This window comes from Halobacillus campisalis (assembly GCF_030345335.1).
Classification (GTDB): domain Bacteria; phylum Bacillota; class Bacilli; order Bacillales; family Halobacillaceae; genus Halobacillus_A; species Halobacillus_A campisalis.
Genome location: NZ_JAPVRC010000001.1, coordinates 396,369 through 413,953, shown reverse-complemented (window position 1 = coordinate 413,953; position 17,585 = coordinate 396,369). Strand labels below are relative to the sequence as shown.

The following is a 17,585-nucleotide window of genomic DNA, read 5'->3' as shown; positions in this document are numbered from 1 at the left end:
TAAGAACTAAACAATATTTAATAATATGTAAATCCCTCAGAGTTCCTATATGGCTCTGAGGTTTCCTTTTTGTATGGTGTTATTTTTTTGATGCTCCCGGTTGTTGAGGAGGCCCTCTACACAGTAAGAGAACCCTCGCCATACTACAAAGCTACTCTTTTCTTTCCTTTAATCGTTATAGCCAACCGAAAGCCACATAAATAATCTATCTATATTATTAATTAGTTTATGAAACTGAAACCACCTTTCTCCTTAATAACACCTCGAATGACAATCTAACCCGCTTAAAAACTATTTGCGTTCTGCGATACTATTTCACTTGTTAAAGTTGCTGTTATTTTTACCTTCATAAGCTTGTACGCTTTTGCATATTGTAAACAAAAGGACAAGACTGGAGGGCGACTACAATTGAAGTTCATTATACATATTATTATTATGGTAACTCTTGTGACTCTTCTGATAAAACCAGCTATTGGAAATGCAGAGCCTGAAGTGTATGTATCTGCTGAGCATGCTGTATTGTTGGATGCTCATTCTGGCAGAGTGCTTTATGAAAAAGATGGTTATTCTTCATCATTAATTGCCAGCACTACGAAAATTATGACAGCTCTACTAGCCATTGAATCTGGAAAAATGGAGGAAGAGGTAGTAGTAAGTGAACGTGCAATACGTGCAGAGGGTTCTTCAATTTATCTTACAGAAGGAGAGAAGATACCGCTTAGGGATCTTGTTTATGGATTGATGCTTCGTTCAGGGAATGATTCTGCAGTAGCAATTGCTGAACATGTAGGTGGGAGTCTGGAGGGATTTGTCCACCTTATGAACGAAAAAGCAAGCTGGCTCGGTATGAATGCATCCAATTTTGAAAACCCCCACGGACTTGACGGTGAAAATCATGTGTCTAGTGCCTATGATCTTGCACTATTAATGGCGTATTCCATGAAAAATGAAACATTTCGTGAAGTGACGGGAAGTGAAATTTATAAATCCGAGAATCGCACATATTCCTGGCAGAACAAAAACAAATTGCTGACGATGCTATACGAAAACACAACCGGTGGGAAAACCGGATTTACAAAAGCTGCCGGCCGCACATTAGTGAGCAGCGCAGAGAAAGATGGAATGGAATTAATTGCAGTTACTCTTAATGCTCCAAGCGACTGGAATGATCATGAAAGGATGTACGAATGGGGATTTGAACATTATGAAACGTACCAGATTCAAGAAGAAGGATACGTAGGTGTCAACGGAAAGAACTATTACTTACCTTCGGACATTCATGTCCCTCTGACAGAAGATGAAAAAAGCCGTTTACAAGCCGTATTCGAACAGAACGCAGAAGGACTGGATTATGCAGGGAAGCGGTTATTCCACTTAGACGATGAATTAGTTGCTGAAACCTTTGTATTAACTGAACGGCCGACTCTGCCCTTTGTTACAAGCGGCTTATCATTTCTTAGGAGAATGATGGGGGTGGAGATGTGGTCAACGTAATCTGGGTCGTATTAGCTGTAAGCGGAATTGTTTATGCCGCATTTAATGGCACCATGGAGCAAGTGAACAAAGCGATATTTGAAACAATTGACGAAAGCATTCTCATCACAATGAGTTTACTCGGTGTATTAGTGTTTTGGTTAGGTCTAATGAAAATTGCAGAAGAAGCTGGTTTATTGAAAGGACTGGCCAAATTATTCAACCCCCTTGTAAGACGATTGTTTCCTGAAATTCCGGCAGATGACCCGGCGATCGGATATATCTTATCCAACATGACAGCAAATATTTTTGGGCTTGGGAATGCTGCCACCCCTATGGGGCTTAAAGCCATGAAAGAGCTGAAACGCCTTTCAGGAGGCAGCACAGAAGCCAGTCGTTCCATGATTACATTATTAGCCATCAACACTTCTTCGTTGACGATAGTGCCAACGACGGTTATAGCCATACGTATGAAATATGAATCAGTGGAACCGACAACGATCATAGGGCCGACAATTCTAGCTACCCTCATTTCTACCACGGCAGCAATATTGATCGACCGATATTTTTACTACAGAAGACGACGTCTAGGGCGCATCTTATGAGCATATGGTTGATTCCGGCTATCATACTCATTATATTGGTGACGGCCACAGCAAAAAGGGTACCTGCATACGAGGTTTTTGTAGAAGGAAGTAAAGAGGGAATTCAAATCGCAATATCTCTTCTTCCATATTTGCTGGGGATGATGGTTTCCATCGCTATATTTCAAGCTTCTGGTGCAATGGATGCCTTTCTGCATTTATTTAAACCTCTTACGGCCGTATTCAATATTCCAGAACAAATACTTCCTTTGGCTATGATCCGTCCTATATCAGGGACAGCCGCTCTTAGCATGACAACAGAACTTATCCGAACGTTCGGACCAGACTCTCTAATTGGACAAATGGCATCTGTAATGCAGGGAAGTACAGACACCACTTTATATATCATCACAGTTTATTTCGGGGCAGTAGGTATCAAAAAAATGGGAGATGCTCTTAAAGTTGGACTTTTAGCAGATCTGGTTGGTATAATTGCTTCGATTATCATTGTGCTGATCTTATTTTCTTAAAGAGCTGATTCCATTGTTTAAATAGGTATCACTCATGTATAATACTATAAAGATAGTAAGCCGCGCTGGGCTTCCCAGCGTGGCTTCCTAGTGTTTTAAGATGGAAGGTCTCTTAAGAGTCCGCAAACTATCCTTTTTAGATGGATAAATAAATAATTATAGGAGGACGATCCAATGGCTAATCTGGAACGTCTGCAAAAAGTTATCGCTCATGCTGGAGTAGCATCGCGAAGAAAAGCAGAAGAAATGATTACAGAAGGAAAAGTTAAAGTGAACGGCAAAGTAGTGAAAGAACTTGGTACGAAAGTGAGTTCCAATGATGATGTAGAAGTGGAAGGAGTACCTATCGTCAAAGAAGCTCCAGTCTATTACTTATTGTATAAGCCGAGAGGTGTCATATCGAGTGTGAAGGATGATAAAGGTAGAAAAGTAGTAACCGACTATCTGCCTGAAGTGGAAGAAAGAATTTTTCCAGTAGGACGACTGGATTACGACACATCAGGTGTACTGCTATTAACGAATGACGGAGAATTTGCCAATCTGTTAATGCATCCAAAGCATGAGATAGATAAAGTATATATAGCGAAAACTAAAGGGATTCCTACGGATGATCAATTGAAGAAAATGAAAAAAGGAATGACTGTCGAAGGTGAAAAAATGAAAGCAGTCCATGTAAAAATAATGTCGACCGAACATAAGAAAGGGACCGCCATTGTTCAAGTCATACTCCATGAAGGAAAAAATCGTCAAGTGAGGAAGATGTTTGATGCACTGGGAGTTCCGGTAGATAAGCTAAAAAGAGAAAGATACGGTTCCATAACATTACACGGAATGAATGCTGGAGATCACCGTCCCTTGAAACCTCATGAAGTTAAGCAGCTTCGTCAACAAGCAGAAGAAAATGTTAAATAATTTTCAAAAAATCCATTGCTCATCAATGATATAATGATGTGGGAGTGAATGCTATGAAGCAAAGTACTTTAAAAAAGAAAAAGAAACGTTTAATCTTTCGCACGGCAATGTTGGCTGTCATGGTCGGTTTAATTGCTTTTGCCCTTATCTCCAATCTCAAAGATGATAAGAGTGTAGTGGCAAAAGGAGAACAAGCTCCAAATTTTCAATTGAATAAATTCGGGACGGATGAAGTAGTTTCGCTTGACGATTTAGAAGGTCAAGGGGTCATGATCAATTTCTGGGCGACTTATTGCGAACCATGCAAAGAAGAGATGCCTTACATGGAAGAGTTATATAGCGAGTATAAAGATAAAAACGTAGAAATTCTTGCAGTCAATTTGGATTCTACGAATATCGTTGTGGAACGATTCCAGGAAAGATATGGTTTATCATTTCCAATTCTTCATGATAAAAATGGCCAAGTCATGGACCAATACAATGTAAGCAGGCTTCCATCCACTTTATTTGTGAATGCAGATGGAGTGGTAGAGGAGCAGGTCGTAGGTCCCTTAACTTTAGATAAGCTGGATGGCTATTTAAACGAGATCACCCCAGAGACATAAGTCCATATGAAATTGTGAGGTTTTACTATGAATGAAATTACATGTGAATGCGGGCATGTGAACCCTGAGGGGACGGTTTTATGTGAGGCGTGCGGTAAGCCGGTTGAAGATAATCAGCATCTTAACGGCAATGAGAATCAGGCATTGCTGAACATGAGATACGATGGCAGTGCCAGAAGATCCCAAACATATAATCGGACGTTCATCGATAAGGTGTGGAATTTCTTCTCTTCCGTAAAGGTCGGCGTCTGGCTCATCGTCATTACACTGATAGCTTCAGCAATTGGAACACTTCTTCCTCAAGAGATGTACATACCTCCAGGTTCCGATGCATCTACGCATTATAAAGATCAATATGGATTGATTGGGCAGATTTACTACCAGTTAGGTTTTCATAACTTGTTTTCCTCTTGGTGGTATATGCTTTTACTTGCACTGATAGGTATTTCTATCATAATCGCCAGTCTCGATCGATTTATACCTTTATATAAAACATTAAAAACACAAAAGCCGAAGCGCCATGATCAATTTATGAAAAAACAGCGGATATTCGGTAAGACAGAATCTGATTCTATAGATATGCAGCTGATGAAAGAGAATCTCAAGAAGAATCGTTACAAAGTCACTGAAGAAGATGGAAGCCTTTTCGCAGAGAAAAACCGTTTCTCCAGGTGGGGTCCTTATGTCAACCATATTGGGCTGATCGTCTTTTTGCTGGGTACCTTACTTAGATTCGTTCCTGCACTATACGTAGATGATTTCGTCTGGGTCCGAGAAGGCGAAACTAAAATGATCACAGGTACCGAAGGGCAGTATTATATTAAGAATGAAGATTTTATACTAGAGAATTACGACGAAAATGATGAGCGCTTCCAGGAAGCCATAATGAGAAATGGCCAGCCTGTGCCAAAAACTTACCAGACGAACGCCGTCATTTATGAACGGACGGATGATATCGTCGTGGGAAAAGATCCTGAATTAAAAGAAATTAAAGAAGCGCAAGCGAGGGTGAACCACCCGATAAAATTTGAAAATTATACACTGTACCAGGCAAGCTATCAGCAAAATGAATTCAACGAAATGACGTTCAAATTGCACGATATGGATGATGAAGATAGTTCATATGGTGAATTCACGATTGATTTGAATGACCCGGAAACAGAATATGAATTGGACAGCGGCCATGTTGTTGTTCTTGGCTCATATTTTCCGGAATATGAACTTGATGATGGAAAACCTGTATCAGTTTCCAAATACCCTCGAAATCCTGCATTTGTTTTTAACGTCTATCCTCCAGGTGAATCTGATGGTGAGCCTGAAGTGAGCTTTGCCGGGATAGGGGCAAACGTAGATGGTTCTGGTGAAAATGAATTTAAAGTAGGTTTAGTTGATTTCGACGTTCGAGATGTTACCGGACTTACGGTCAGAAAAGATTACACACTGCCTTTCATAGCGTTAGGCGGGGCTATTTTTATGATCGGGGTCATTCAAGGCATGTATTGGAACCACAGACGTATATGGGTTAAACCTAAAGATAACGGTGTGTGGATCGCCGGACATACCAATAAGAACTGGGTAGCCTTGAAGAGAGAGATAGAAAAATCTACGAAAGGTACTGGAATAGAACCACCGGTCGATCAACAAGAATTGAAAGATTAACCTATATCAGTCTATAAAGGAGGAGAGAATATGGGCGATTTAAGTGCGATAAGCAGTAATTTACTCTATGCTGCTTTCGTCATCTATTTAGTTGCTACATTTTTCTTTGCAGGGGCAATACGAGATAAAAAAAGTACTTCACCTGATCGTATCGGTAAAATTGGAATCATACTTTCAATTGTCGGTTTTTTTACCCAGCTTGGTTATTTTTTCACTCGCTGGGGTGCGGCCGGACATGCGCCTGTAAGTAACTTGTTTGAGTTTATTACGTTTTTCGGAATGATGCTTGTGTTCGCATTCATCATTATGTATTTCATTTACCGAATCAACGTTTTAGGTGTGATCGCTTTACCAATTGCTTTACTTATTATTGCATTCGCAAGTATGTTTCCTACTGAGATTTCACCACTGGTTCCGTCATTACAGTCTCATTGGTTATATATACACGTAACGACAGCTGCCCTTGGGCAGGCCATCTTATCAATCAGCTTTGTGGCAGGATTAATATTTCTGATTCGTCAAGTCGATCAGTCTAAAAAGACGAAGCAGACATTTTGGTTGGAGTTCGTCATTTACATGGTAGCTACTACACTGGCTTTCATCATTATTTCTTCTGTATTCAGTGCTTTCAATTACGAAGCGTCTTTCGAGGCTCCGGTTGAAGGCCAGCCAGTCGAAATAACGTATGAAATGCCGGCTATTGCGGGTCCGTTTGACGGTGAGTTGATTTCAGACGGTGCGATGTCTCCTTTATTTCAAGCTCCTGAATGGATGAGGGGGGTCGATGCGGCTATTAAATTCAATACGATGATCTGGTCCATCTTGGGTGGATTAGTATTGTATTGGCTTGTACGATTAGTCGTTAGAAAAAGAATCGGGTCTGCCCTTCAGCCGCTTTTAAGAAAAGCGAATCCTGAAATTGTTGATGAGGTAGGCTACCGTGCTGTAGCTATCGGATTTCCGATATTTACATTAGGTGCTCTTATATTTGCAATGATTTGGGCTCAGCAAGCCTGGGATCGGTTCTGGGGCTGGGATCCAAAAGAAGTGTGGGCGCTGATCACCTTTTTCTTTTATGCAGCATATCTTCACTTGAGATTATCGAGAGGATGGCAGGGAACCAAATCTGCCTGGCTGGCTGTAGGTGGTTTTGCCATCATCATGTTCAACTTGCTGGCAGTGAACTTAATCATTTCAGGTCTGCACTCTTATGCTTAATCGACTACTAAGGCAGGTAGGATTTGTTTATCCTACCTGCCATTTATTATAATGAGTCTAAACACTTTATGAGGAGGCTGTTTTATGGAACAAGAAGCAAGGATTTTAGTCGTCGATGATGAAGAACGTATTCGCCGACTCATTAAAATGTATTTAGAAAGAGAGAATTTTATTATAGAAGAAGCTGAAGATGGAGAAGAGGCTTTAAACAAAGCTTTGAACCAAGATTATGATGTCATCCTATTAGATATCATGATGCCTGGCAAAGACGGTGTAGAGGTCTGTAAGGAATTACGCGAGAAGAAGGCGACACCTGTAATTATGCTGACGGCAAAGGGAGAAGAAGCTAACCGCGTCCAGGGTTTTGAAGTGGGGACGGATGATTACATTGTTAAACCCTTCAGCCCAAGGGAAGTCGTTCTTCGAGTGAAAGCGCTTTTAAGAAGGGCTTCTACAACGAAATTTTTAGAGACCGATACATCGACAAGGAATGTGCTCGTTTTTCCTCATATGACGATAGATAACGATGCCCATAGAGTGACAGCGGACAGTAAAGAGGTTGCCTTGACACCAAAGGAATATGAACTATTGAATTATATGGCACAAGCTCCAGATAAAGTTTTTGCAAGAGAGCAGCTTTTGAAAGAAGTCTGGCAGTATGAATTCTTTGGCGATCTACGTACAGTCGATACGCATGTTAAAAGGCTCCGGGAGAAGCTGAGCAAAGTATCTTCTAAAGCAGCAGGTATGATCGTTACGGTTTGGGGAGTAGGCTACAAATTCGAGGTCAGTGGGGATTAATGTTCTGGCGTAGTGTTGTAGGTAAACTGTGGTTTACAATCCTATTACTCGTTTGTTTTGTCTTATTCATATTGACTGTACTCCTTCTCGGTTTTTTTGAAAACTATCATGTTGTGGAAGCAGAAAAGGATCTTTTGCAGACAGCATCTAAAGTATCAGACGTAGTAGCTGAATATGAAGAAAGTGACATTGTTCTAACGATGACGGAGCTCGTTAAAGATCCATCCAGTCAAGTCGTCATTACTGATGACTCGGAAGAAATCCTGACAGTCGCCTCTAAAAATGAAAACTTACCTGATATTTCATACGACTGGTTTATGAATGACGAGGAACTGGCTGGTGTAGCTGAGAATCAGGAAGATGTTATGAAAGTGGCTGAAATCAATAGTTCCGAGCTGGGATTCATCGTAGTCGGAACGCCTCTCCAAGGTGAAGAGGGAGCAGTCTTCGTTTATCAATCACTGGATACGATTGAGGAAACTACGGATCAAACGACAAAGTTCATTTTCTTAGGTGCTGGAATAGCGATCATTCTGACAACGATCTTCGCTTTTTTCCTTTCAACCAGAATCACTTCCCCGTTAATTAAAATGCGGGAAGGGGCTCTCGAATTGACAAAAGGAGAATTCAATACAAAAATCCCCATTTTGACTCATGATGAAATTGGTGAGTTGGCTATGGCTTTTAACCGGATGGGAAGGCAATTGAAATTCCATATAGATGCATTGAATCACGAAAAGGAACAATTGTCGGGCATTTTACGTTCTATGGCAGACGGTGTACTTACGATGAATCGTCAAGGTGATGTGCTCGTATCTAACCCTCCTGCTGATCAATATTTGCAGGCTTGGGCGTTTGAAAATAAAATTGAAAATGAAGAAGGTGATGGGGAAGGTTATACACTGCCAGCTCCCATTCAACATGTTTTTAATGAAGTGATTGAGAATGAAGAAGAATTGATGACAGAAGTAGCCGTACAGGGGCGATCGTGGGTCATTATAATGACCCCTTTATACGACGAGGAACACGTGCGGGGAGCTGTAGCCGTACTGAGAGATATGACTGACGAACGAAGACTTGATAAGTTAAGAAAAGACTTCATTGCCAATGTTTCTCATGAGCTGAGAACTCCGATTTCCATGTTGCAGGGGTATAGTGAGGCCATAGTGGATGATATTGCAGAATCCAGAGAAGATAAAAATGAACTGGCGAAAATTATCCATGACGAATCACTTCGGATAGGGAGGCTCGTGAATGAGCTTCTAGATTTGGCCCGAATGGAAGCAGGTCACATATCTCTTTATAGAGACTCTGTAGAAACAGATGTATTTATAAAGAAAATCGTCAGAAAATTTAAAGGTCTGGCTGAAGACAAGCATGTGGATTTACGACTATCGATAGAAGAAAAAGACGATCGCATGAACATTGATCCTGACCGCATGGAACAAGTGATGACGAATCTAATAGATAATGCTATCCGTCATACGGCTGAAAATGGAGTTGTAGACGTAATTGTCGCTAAATCCTCAAAGGAGTGGATATTCGAAATATCAGATTCAGGATACGGCATACCTGAGGATGATTTGCCGTTTATTTTCGAGAGATTCTACAAGGCGGATAAATCAAGGAAGCGGGAAACATCTCAAAAGGGAACGGGTCTAGGTTTAGCTATTGCAAAAAATATTGTAGAAGCCCATAATGGTAAAATTCATGTTCATAGTATCATGAACGAAGGGACAACCTTTACGGTCAGGATTCCAATTCAATTGGATGAATTTGAAAAATAGTTTGCTAATTCATCCATCATCATGTAGTCTATTTATGAACTTAATATTTTGATAACGGTGCCTGTAACAGGCTTAATAGGGAATCTGGTTAAAGTCCAGAACTGTCCTCGCAACTGTACGTGCAGACGAAAAGAAAAAACCACTGTATTTTTTACGGGAAGGTTTCTTAGTAGGGTGACGCACGAGTCAGTAGACCTGCCGATATCATTCGTTTCAAAGCTTCGGGGATTGAGCATTTGAGGCAACCAGTCGGTTATTCAACGAATTATTCTATAAACCTATGGTCTGTCTTAAACCTGCTCTTCTAAATGAAGAGCAGGCTTTTTTGCATACTCCTTTTCTGAAGGCTCTGATAATTTTACTTAGTTTATTTTTCATTTAAGCTCATTGATCTAGTATAGCTGGGGGCGGGAAAAGCGAACGGGTCTTCTGTGCCTAGTACCTTCTTAAAGCAGCAGAAGGAAAAATATTTGATGTAGCTGCGTTATCAATGAATAAATCTTATGTGAAAAATAAACTACACCAATTAACATAGCTTTCTGATAGCTAAGAAACAAGTAAAAATGGGGAGGATTCAAACATGGAGAAGCTGTATAAAGGATTCATATTTCTTCTGGTTTCAACAGCGCTTTTAGCTGGTTGTCAGGAAGAGGCGACTGAAGGAGCGGGCGAATCAGCAGCAGAAGATACTACCGTTGAGATCGAGATTTCAGAAAATGAGGGAGAAGAAGTCATCTCAAATGAGGAATATACCGTGGAAGAAGGCACGGTATTAATGGAACTTATGGAAGAGAATTATGATGTTGAACAAGAAGGAGGCTTCATCAACAGTATAGAAGGAATCGCTCCAGAAGAAGACGAACAAAAAGCGTGGATATATACAATAAACGGGGAAGACGCTTCGGTAGGCGCACACGAGTACGAACTTGAAGATGGAGACGAAATCAACTTCGATTATCAATCCTGGGAATGATTTGAATGAACACATATAAGATTACTTTAATTGCTATGCTTGCAGCTTTAGCTGTGTCGGGTAGAATAGCGATGTCACACTTGCCAAACATTCAGCCTGTGACCGCTATCATCATAATAGCTGGTTTCTGGCTTGGTCCTTTAGCTGGAGTATTGATGGCAGGATTAGTTACTTTCCTTTCAAATGTAATTTTAGGAATGGGGGTATGGACGCTGTGGCAGATCGTGTCGTGGTCTGTTATCGGTATGATTGCCGGATTGTTAGGTAAATATTGGTCATCCATGCCTGTTTGGGTTCTCGCCATTTATGGTTTTGTTAGTGGCATATTTTTTGGTTTTATGATTTCAATAACGATGTATACCGCCGGGCAGCCTTTTTGGGGTTATTATTTAGCGGGTCTGCCAATGGATATCAACCATGCCGTGGCTAATACCGTATTTATCGGACTATTGTCACCAGTGTTAGGTGCCCTGTTTCATCGTTATCAAAAGCGTCATGCCATCACTTGAGAAAGCCGCCTTTACAGGTGGCTTTTTTTGTTGATAGATCGCCCTGCGTTTTGAATTATTTGTCTGTGTTAGAGGTGGTTGTAGATGTTGATAAGAGAATCATTCAACAATATGACAGGATAGTGGAAAACTTGAATTTGAGATAGCCGGGGTTCGTTGCCAGGTTGCCAGTCAGGGGTTGCTGGGAAGCTACTCGCTTTCCTGTGGGGGGCTATCCAGCTCCAGCGCTTAGCGGCTACTGAGACTTCCTTCACTTCTGTACGATACGTACAACATCGAATCACTCCGTTCTTCGTGTTTCCTTTATCTCCTCCAGTCCATACGCCGTTGAACGAAGCGCTTCCGTTATCAAAGCTAAAAGTCTTCACCATTCCCCGTCGCCCCTTCACTATAGATGTATTTCTCGAAATCGCTTGAAAAAAACTTCTTAGTAATAGTAAGAGCATTAACTCCAGTGCAATGCTTATAGCATTTTAGTATTAAAACTTTCTGCACTTTAGGTAGTTCCAAGCATTTCAGAAGTCCAGCTGGTTATCACTCAATAGCGGATATTTTTTTATAGGAAGTACTGCATAAGATGTTTCCGTTATCCTCACAAAAGCAAGAAGGTCCGGGAAATTGCGAGACTCCTATGGGAGAACAGTACAGGGCGTTAGTCCAACCGTACGACCATGGAAAGCGAGTGATTTCCCGGACCTTTAAGCACTATTTTTGTGGTGGAAACAGCACGGACGTCTCGAAGCTAAGTCTTCAACTAAAGGGAGCATATATGAATATCAACAAAGAAATTAAAAAGGAGCCAATTCTTTTCTTATTTCCCTAAAGGGTGTAACTTTTTATATATAGAAACGACATTAACAATGAACGGGAGAGTGTGATGACGTGGAACCGTTCTTTGAGAAATTTTATGATAAATATCATAACGATTTATATCAGTATGTATTTTATATGGTGAAAAACCGGCACGTGACTGAAGACTTGGTTCAGGACATCTATATTAAAGTTCTACGTTCCTATGAAAATTTTGATGGAAAGAGCACAGAAAAGACATGGTTGTTTTCAATTGCGAGACATGTGACGATTGACTATTTCCGTAAACAAGGACGCACGAGGAAAAGGTTCATGGAGTTTTTTAATTGGAATGACAACGAAGAAATCTTGCGAGATAAAGAGTCTCTCCCTGAGGAATTAATGGAGAAGAACGAACAATCTCGAAGGATATATCACGGACTCGATCAATGTACTACCGATCAAAAAAATGTCATTATTCTCCGTTTCATACAGGGGATGTCTATTCATGAGACCGCGGAAACCCTCGGGTTTTCAGAAAGCAAAGTCAAAACGACACAACACAGGGGATTAAAAGTACTTAAAAGGGTTTTAGAAAAGGAGGGTGAAGTTGTTGAGTAAAAGTGATAAGAAAATCGAACAAATCCTTTCCGACCTCCCTCCGATCAAAGATTCTGTAAGTAAAAATGAACATTTTCGAAAAATTCAAATTAAAATGGAAGGAAGCAGCACGAAACGGGTCGCTTGGCTGCTTCCTGGGGCCTTTAGTTTCGCAGGGCTAATGATTTTATCTCTTCTTCTCCCTACCTCCCTGGACGAAGTGAATGAAGCACCTCTTTACGAAAAGCCTTCATCAGAAAGTGCCCCTTTCGAAAAAAAAGAAACATTCGGCAGCTCTTCAGTCGAACGCTTGCCTGCTTTGGAACATGAGGATTCTGATCCCGCGTTGATCAGTTCTTCCAGGGAAACATATGTCTATCGAGCGGTACCTGATACATCTGCTAGATATATTATTCCTTTATCCCTACCTTTGAGTGAGAGCACAGAAGAAGAAATCATTGGAAAATTTTCAAGCTTTGAAGCGGGTCTGGGCAAAGATATGCTTGAAAAAGCAGAAATTTCAATTGATGAAGAGAACAGGGAAGCAATCATTATTTTTCCAGATGAATTTGAAGGTGGAGGAACTGAATCTAGCTATTCAACGATCGAGAGCATCAGATGGACCTTAGCTCCCTACAAAGTAAACTCCATTCGTATAAAAAATGAAAGCGGTGAAGGGATTCCCTTCCATCCTGGAGGAGAAATTGATTCAATAGACCCGATTAAAGAAGGCGAATATGCCTTTCAATTGTATAACGGATCAAGCCGAAATTTCCTTATCCCTTTTGCTAGTGAAGCGAACGGAGGATTTGAAAATGTACTAAGTGAAATGAAGAAAATTCAGCCTACTGAACAAACCCATCCAGCTATATTTAAAGGTCTGCGCTTTCTTTCAGTTGAAGAAATGGGGAAAACTATTGCTCTGGAATTTGATATTGAAGGTTCTGCAGACAGAGAAGAATTGAACACCTCAGTAGAAGCTATTCTTGTGACAGCTCGTCAATTCGGCTTTGATTCGGTGAAATTCGAACATGAGAAGCTGCTAATGCTTGGCAGCTATGATATTTCCAGTGAACTTGACGTCCCTGAATATATGAATCCAGTTAAGGGTTTAGAGTGATACGCTTTAGTCAAGGGACACTTAACGTGAATTGAGACAAAGTCTTTGATAAAATAGGGCTGAGGAATAAAGGGGAAGGTATTCATGGACCACTATGAATTGAGAAAATTAGTTTCCAAGAAGCTGAAACTTATAAGAGTAGAGTCCGGGTTTAACCAATCGCAAATGGCGAGTATATTAGGAATGTCCAAAAAAACCCTCGTGCAAATAGAGAAAGAACGGATGATTGCGAATTGGACAACTACTGTAGCGGTATGTGCGTTGTTTCCTCAAACTGATACACTTAATTCAGCTCTTGAAGGCCGGCCTGGAGAAATCGTCAGTGAAATGGCACGTTCGAGGGTGCAGGATCAGCGTCTGCCGTTTCAATCCATTAAAAAAATCCCTCTTGAGTAAGAGGGATGAGTCTTTCATTCATATTTCAAAGGGTCGCCTTCGAAAGGCTTTTCAGCAATTTTTATGGAATCCGTTGGGCAGCCTTCAAAAGCATCCTCCAAATCGTCTTCCAGAAAGTCCAGGACTTGCTCGTTTCCTTCATTATCGTCCAGGACGACATAGGCTAACCCTTCATCATCATAATCGAATATATCTGGTGCCGCTGCACCACATGCTCCGCATGCAATACATGTATCTTGATCAACGATTGTAAATTTAGGCAAACGATGAACCTCCTTAATGTTTCGCCTCATGAAGTCAGTCGCAGAGGGTCAAGTTTTATAAAAATAACTATAAGATTTATTGTAAATCGAGTTAATCGACTTTTCAATACATAAGGTCACTGAAATGAGGGCTTATCATGTTCGCAGCAATCCTGCTAGATTGTATCCAGTCCATTCATGGAGAACGTTCCATATCGGGAATTCACAATCTTATCCAAGGAAAAAAATCATCTCAAACTTTACAGGATGCTCGACTGTATAAATTAGAGAGGTATTTTGGAATATATCCCTCTCTCAGCAAATTAAATGCACATAAGGCCGCAGAGTCTTTGGAAAGGCGCAATTTCATCAGATTTAATCAAGAAAACCATCCTGTCTTAGCAGATGAGGGAGAAAAGTATTTAGAAGATTCTTTTATGAAAGACGTAAATTTCTTTTCAGGGATGGAGCACCATCGTAATATCATTCTTTTTGAAAAAAGATTAAGATTATTAATCCAAACGGTAACACATAGTGAATTAAAAGATTTTTCTTTTCTTCCTATTGTTGAAGACCCATCTGTCCAGGCGTGGATGAAGAGATTATATAGAAATAACGTCATTTCAGATTTGCTTACTTCCCTATATGAAGAGCTTAACTCGTTACTTTCAGCATTATCACACCTCGAGGCTGAATTATTCACCAGAAGGCTGACAGGAGGCGGGCTGATCGGCGAAACGAGAGAGCAGCTGGCACATGATTATCACCTTTCTGTGGAAGATGTTGATTTATTGATTAAACATGCTCTTTTTTATATGTACCGCACTACATTAAGCAGGCAGGAGAACTATCCAGCCCTTGCCCTATGTCTAGAAGGTATGGCAAATGAGAAATTAATCACATCTTCTGCAAGACAAACGTTACAATGGTTGAATAGAGGTCTCAGCCTCGAGGATATTGTAAAAAAACGCCGGTTAAAGCTGAGTACGATCCAGGATCACGTCGTTGAAGCGGCATTAATCGATCCAAGTTTCGATATTGGTAGCTTTATATCAAAAGAAGGCCAAAAAGACATCCTTACCACCCTGGAAACCCTCAACACAAATAAACTTAAGAAATTATTTGAGGCGCTTGATCATAATTATAATTATTTTGAAATCAGACTGGTGGTAGCCAGCAGCAAACATACATTCAAGGAGGATCGTCATGCTCCGTCCTCGACTTCATGAACAGTTAAACAATCACTTTGGGTTTTCGGAATTCCGAGAGGGTCAAAAAGAAATTATAGAAGATGTACTGCAAGGGCAGGACGTGCTTGGTATATTACCGACAGGTGTAGGGAAATCTTTATGTTACCAATTACCTTCACTTTTAACGCACGGAACAACACTTGTAGTGTCTCCGCTTATTTCCTTAATGGTCGACCAAGTCAAGCAGCTCAAAGCGAAGGGTTACAAGTCAGTTATCGCTTTAAACAGCTTCATGGATTATAGAGAACGAACAGCGGCATTGAATCAGCTGAACAATTACAGGTTGATTTATGTATCTCCTGAAATGCTGCAAAATCCAAAAATCGAAAAGGTACTTCATACGCTGGACGTCAGTTTGTTCGTCATTGATGAAGCTCACTGTATTTCTCAGTGGGGTCATGAATTTCGGACAGATTATCTTAAAATGGATCAGGTGATCGAAAAGGTCGGCAACCCGCCGGTACTAGCTTTAAGTGCTACGGCTGCTCCCGACGTCCAAAAAGATATAAAAAAACAGCTTGGGCGTACGAATATGATCGACCATATTTATCCTATGGACAAGCCGAATATTAGTTTCGCTGTAGAATTCCATGAACACCAGGATGATAAAAAAGCTCGTATCCGCCATATGTTAGCTGCACAACGCCTCCCCACCATGATATATTTTTCCAGTCGGCAATCTGCTGAGCTGGTTGCTGAAGAGTTGAATATTGCTCTGGATCAGAGGGTCGCTTTCTACCATGGTGGAATGGAACAAATGGATCGACTTCTCGTTCAGCAGCAGTTCATGAAGGACCAGCTGGATGTGATATGCTGCACGAGTGCATTCGGAATGGGGGTCGATAAGCCGAATATTAGACGGGTTATCCACTATCATTTCCCTACACAAGTAGAGTCCTATATACAAGAGATTGGGAGAGCAGGCAGGGATGGAAAACCATGCGCGAGTATCGTTTTGTATACTCCTCACGACCAGTTACTGCCTAAGATGCTTATGGAGAGGGAACTTCCCGAGGAGGCTGCGATAGAACGATTATTCGCCTGGCTGACTAATCATTCGGCTCTGCTTCCGGATGAAGAGATGCACGAGCAATTACAATTATCGGAATCTCAATGGAATTTTCTAAAATACCAGTTGGAAGAGACACAAGTAATTTTCCAGAACACGATTATGTTTGACGTTGAGTTATGGAGCAAAGCGAAAATGCAAATTCGGACCAATTTGCGGAAGCGTTGGAATTATAAAAATGAAAAGTTTCATCAGATGAGAGATTGGTTGTACTTTACAGGTTGCAGGAGGTTGAAACTTTACGAGCCTTTTCAAGAAGGCGTGAGAGACGCTGAAGTCGATTGCTGCGATCATTGTGGTTTTATTATAGATGATGCACAACTTATGGAAGAGGAAGCTGCAGGCGTGATAACACACAACTCCTGGGATGTCAGGCTGAAACGTATTTTCCTTCAGGAGTCTATAAATGAGTAGGGTGAAGCAAGCTGAGCTTATCAAACAAATGTCATCTAAAGAAATTACGTTTCACCTTTTAATCACACAGGTCGTCTTATTGCTGATCGCCATCGTTTTAAGCTTGATCTTTTTTCCGTCGCCGTTAGAGCAATGGATGCAGTTATTCGAAGTGCAGTTTCCAGAGTGGGTATTGTTCGGGATCATTCCAGGTTTGATTGTTATCAGCGTAGACTTCCTTCTCATAGCTTTGCTGCCTGAACGATATTATGATGACGGGGGAGTCAATAAAAAGGTATTTGAAAACCAGTCCGTTGTAAAAATTTTTCTTATCACGTTGCTTATTGCTATATGTGAAGAGGCTTTATTCAGGGGTGTACTACAGACGCAATTCGGTTTTGTGATAGCCAGTACTTTGTTTGCACTTATACATTTTCGTTATTTGAAAAAGGTTGTCTTATTCGTTTCTGTATTATTGGTAAGCTATTTCATTGGATATATCTTTCATATAACGGGCAGTCTTCCTGTTACGATTACCTCGCATTTTCTTATTGATTTCGTGTTGGGGTTATGGATTTATTCAAGGAGTGGTGAAGGTAATTAAGTATGACGCTCTATGTTAAATTTTTTTAAAAAATTTAACATAATAAAAATAATCAGCCTATGACCAAAAGG

Annotated in this window: 19 protein-coding genes and 1 riboswitch; of the genes, 17 read left to right on the top strand and 2 right to left on the bottom strand. The window is 40.7% G+C overall.

Annotation, left to right across the window (positions count from 1 at the left end):
• Positions 1-408 precede the first annotated feature (408 nt).
• From O2Q26_RS02055 to O2Q26_RS02005, 11 genes are all read left to right on the top strand, one after another.
• Positions 409-1,494 (top strand): D-alanyl-D-alanine carboxypeptidase family protein, encoded by a 1,086-nt coding sequence (locus O2Q26_RS02055; protein WP_434221028.1) that lies wholly within the window; start codon positions 409-411, stop codon positions 1,492-1,494.
• Positions 1,482-2,078 carry a nucleoside recognition domain-containing protein gene (locus tag O2Q26_RS02050; RefSeq protein WP_289214345.1) on the top strand — a complete coding sequence of 199 codons (597 nt, stop codon included), beginning with the start codon at positions 1,482-1,484 and terminating at the stop codon, positions 2,076-2,078. Before O2Q26_RS02055 ends, O2Q26_RS02050 begins: the two co-directional genes overlap by 13 nt.
• A complete protein-coding gene (locus tag O2Q26_RS02045; protein WP_289214344.1) occupies positions 2,075-2,587 on the top strand; it encodes a spore maturation protein in 513 nt (170 codons plus the stop codon). The genes O2Q26_RS02050 and O2Q26_RS02045 overlap by 4 nt, the downstream gene beginning before the upstream one ends.
• A gap of 183 nt (positions 2,588-2,770) precedes the next feature.
• Positions 2,771-3,499: a pseudouridine synthase gene (locus O2Q26_RS02040; RefSeq protein ID WP_289214731.1), complete on the top strand. Its 729-nt coding sequence runs from the start codon at positions 2,771-2,773 to the stop codon at positions 3,497-3,499.
• A 53-nt stretch (positions 3,500-3,552) separates the two neighbouring features.
• Complete coding sequence (resA, locus tag O2Q26_RS02035) at positions 3,553-4,104, top strand: thiol-disulfide oxidoreductase ResA (protein ID WP_289214343.1); 552 nt, start codon at positions 3,553-3,555, stop codon at positions 4,102-4,104.
• A 27-nt stretch (positions 4,105-4,131) separates the two neighbouring features.
• The gene (gene resB / locus O2Q26_RS02030) at positions 4,132-5,763 is read left to right on the top strand and encodes a cytochrome c biogenesis protein ResB (protein WP_289214342.1); all 1,632 of its coding nucleotides are present in this window, start codon (positions 4,132-4,134) and stop codon (positions 5,761-5,763) included.
• A 30-nt stretch (positions 5,764-5,793) separates the two neighbouring features.
• A complete protein-coding gene (ccsB, locus tag O2Q26_RS02025; RefSeq protein ID WP_289214341.1) occupies positions 5,794-6,981 on the top strand; it encodes a c-type cytochrome biogenesis protein CcsB in 1,188 nt (395 codons plus the stop codon).
• Between the two features lie 84 nt (positions 6,982-7,065).
• Positions 7,066-7,782, top strand: coding sequence for a response regulator transcription factor (locus O2Q26_RS02020; RefSeq protein WP_253936664.1), 717 nt, complete (start codon positions 7,066-7,068; stop codon positions 7,780-7,782).
• Positions 7,782-9,569, top strand: a complete 1,788-nt coding sequence (locus O2Q26_RS02015) for an ATP-binding protein (protein ID WP_289214340.1) — start codon at positions 7,782-7,784, stop codon at positions 9,567-9,569. Before O2Q26_RS02020 ends, O2Q26_RS02015 begins: the two co-directional genes overlap by 1 nt.
• Before the next feature lie 38 nt (positions 9,570-9,607).
• Positions 9,608-9,786, top strand: a riboswitch (cobalamin riboswitch).
• Between the two features lie 363 nt (positions 9,787-10,149).
• Positions 10,150-10,542, top strand: coding sequence for a DUF4430 domain-containing protein (locus O2Q26_RS02010; protein ID WP_289214339.1), 393 nt, complete (start codon positions 10,150-10,152; stop codon positions 10,540-10,542).
• 5 nt (positions 10,543-10,547) lie between these two features.
• Complete coding sequence (locus tag O2Q26_RS02005) at positions 10,548-11,051, top strand: ECF transporter S component (RefSeq protein ID WP_289214338.1); 504 nt, start codon at positions 10,548-10,550, stop codon at positions 11,049-11,051.
• 68 nt (positions 11,052-11,119) lie between these two features.
• On the opposite strand, the gene O2Q26_RS02000 is transcribed toward O2Q26_RS02005, so the two are convergent.
• Positions 11,120-11,422 (bottom strand): hypothetical protein, encoded by a 303-nt coding sequence (locus O2Q26_RS02000; protein WP_289214337.1) that lies wholly within the window; start codon positions 11,420-11,422, stop codon positions 11,120-11,122.
• 511 nt (positions 11,423-11,933) lie between these two features.
• Between O2Q26_RS02000 and sigX the strand changes: the two genes are divergently transcribed.
• The 3 genes from sigX to O2Q26_RS01985 all read left to right on the top strand — a co-directional run bounded on the left by sigX (position 11,934) and on the right by O2Q26_RS01985 (position 13,956).
• Positions 11,934-12,461, top strand: a complete 528-nt coding sequence (sigX, locus tag O2Q26_RS01995; protein ID WP_289214336.1) for an RNA polymerase sigma factor SigX — start codon at positions 11,934-11,936, stop codon at positions 12,459-12,461.
• Complete coding sequence (locus tag O2Q26_RS01990) at positions 12,454-13,560, top strand: RsiX family anti-sigma factor (protein ID WP_289214335.1); 1,107 nt, start codon at positions 12,454-12,456, stop codon at positions 13,558-13,560. The genes sigX and O2Q26_RS01990 overlap by 8 nt, the downstream gene beginning before the upstream one ends.
• Before the next feature lie 84 nt (positions 13,561-13,644).
• Positions 13,645-13,956 carry a helix-turn-helix transcriptional regulator gene (locus O2Q26_RS01985; RefSeq protein WP_289214334.1) on the top strand — a complete coding sequence of 104 codons (312 nt, stop codon included), beginning with the start codon at positions 13,645-13,647 and terminating at the stop codon, positions 13,954-13,956.
• A gap of 14 nt (positions 13,957-13,970) precedes the next feature.
• Here the strand turns inward: O2Q26_RS01985 and O2Q26_RS01980 are convergent, their stop codons facing one another.
• Positions 13,971-14,219, bottom strand: a complete 249-nt coding sequence (locus O2Q26_RS01980) for a ferredoxin (protein ID WP_253936671.1) — start codon at positions 14,217-14,219, stop codon at positions 13,971-13,973.
• A gap of 137 nt (positions 14,220-14,356) precedes the next feature.
• Here O2Q26_RS01980 and O2Q26_RS01975 point away from each other — a divergent pair, with 137 nt between their 5' ends.
• From O2Q26_RS01975 to O2Q26_RS01965, 3 genes are read left to right on the top strand one after another with little or no spacing between them, the layout of a single operon-like run.
• Positions 14,357-15,427 (top strand): YpbB family protein, encoded by a 1,071-nt coding sequence (locus O2Q26_RS01975; protein ID WP_289214333.1) that lies wholly within the window; start codon positions 14,357-14,359, stop codon positions 15,425-15,427.
• Positions 15,405-16,931, top strand: a complete 1,527-nt coding sequence (locus O2Q26_RS01970; protein ID WP_289214332.1) for a RecQ family ATP-dependent DNA helicase — start codon at positions 15,405-15,407, stop codon at positions 16,929-16,931. Before O2Q26_RS01975 ends, O2Q26_RS01970 begins: the two co-directional genes overlap by 23 nt.
• Positions 16,924-17,514 (top strand): type II CAAX endopeptidase family protein, encoded by a 591-nt coding sequence (locus O2Q26_RS01965; RefSeq protein WP_289214331.1) that lies wholly within the window; start codon positions 16,924-16,926, stop codon positions 17,512-17,514. Before O2Q26_RS01970 ends, O2Q26_RS01965 begins: the two co-directional genes overlap by 8 nt.
• Positions 17,515-17,585 lie beyond the last annotated feature (71 nt).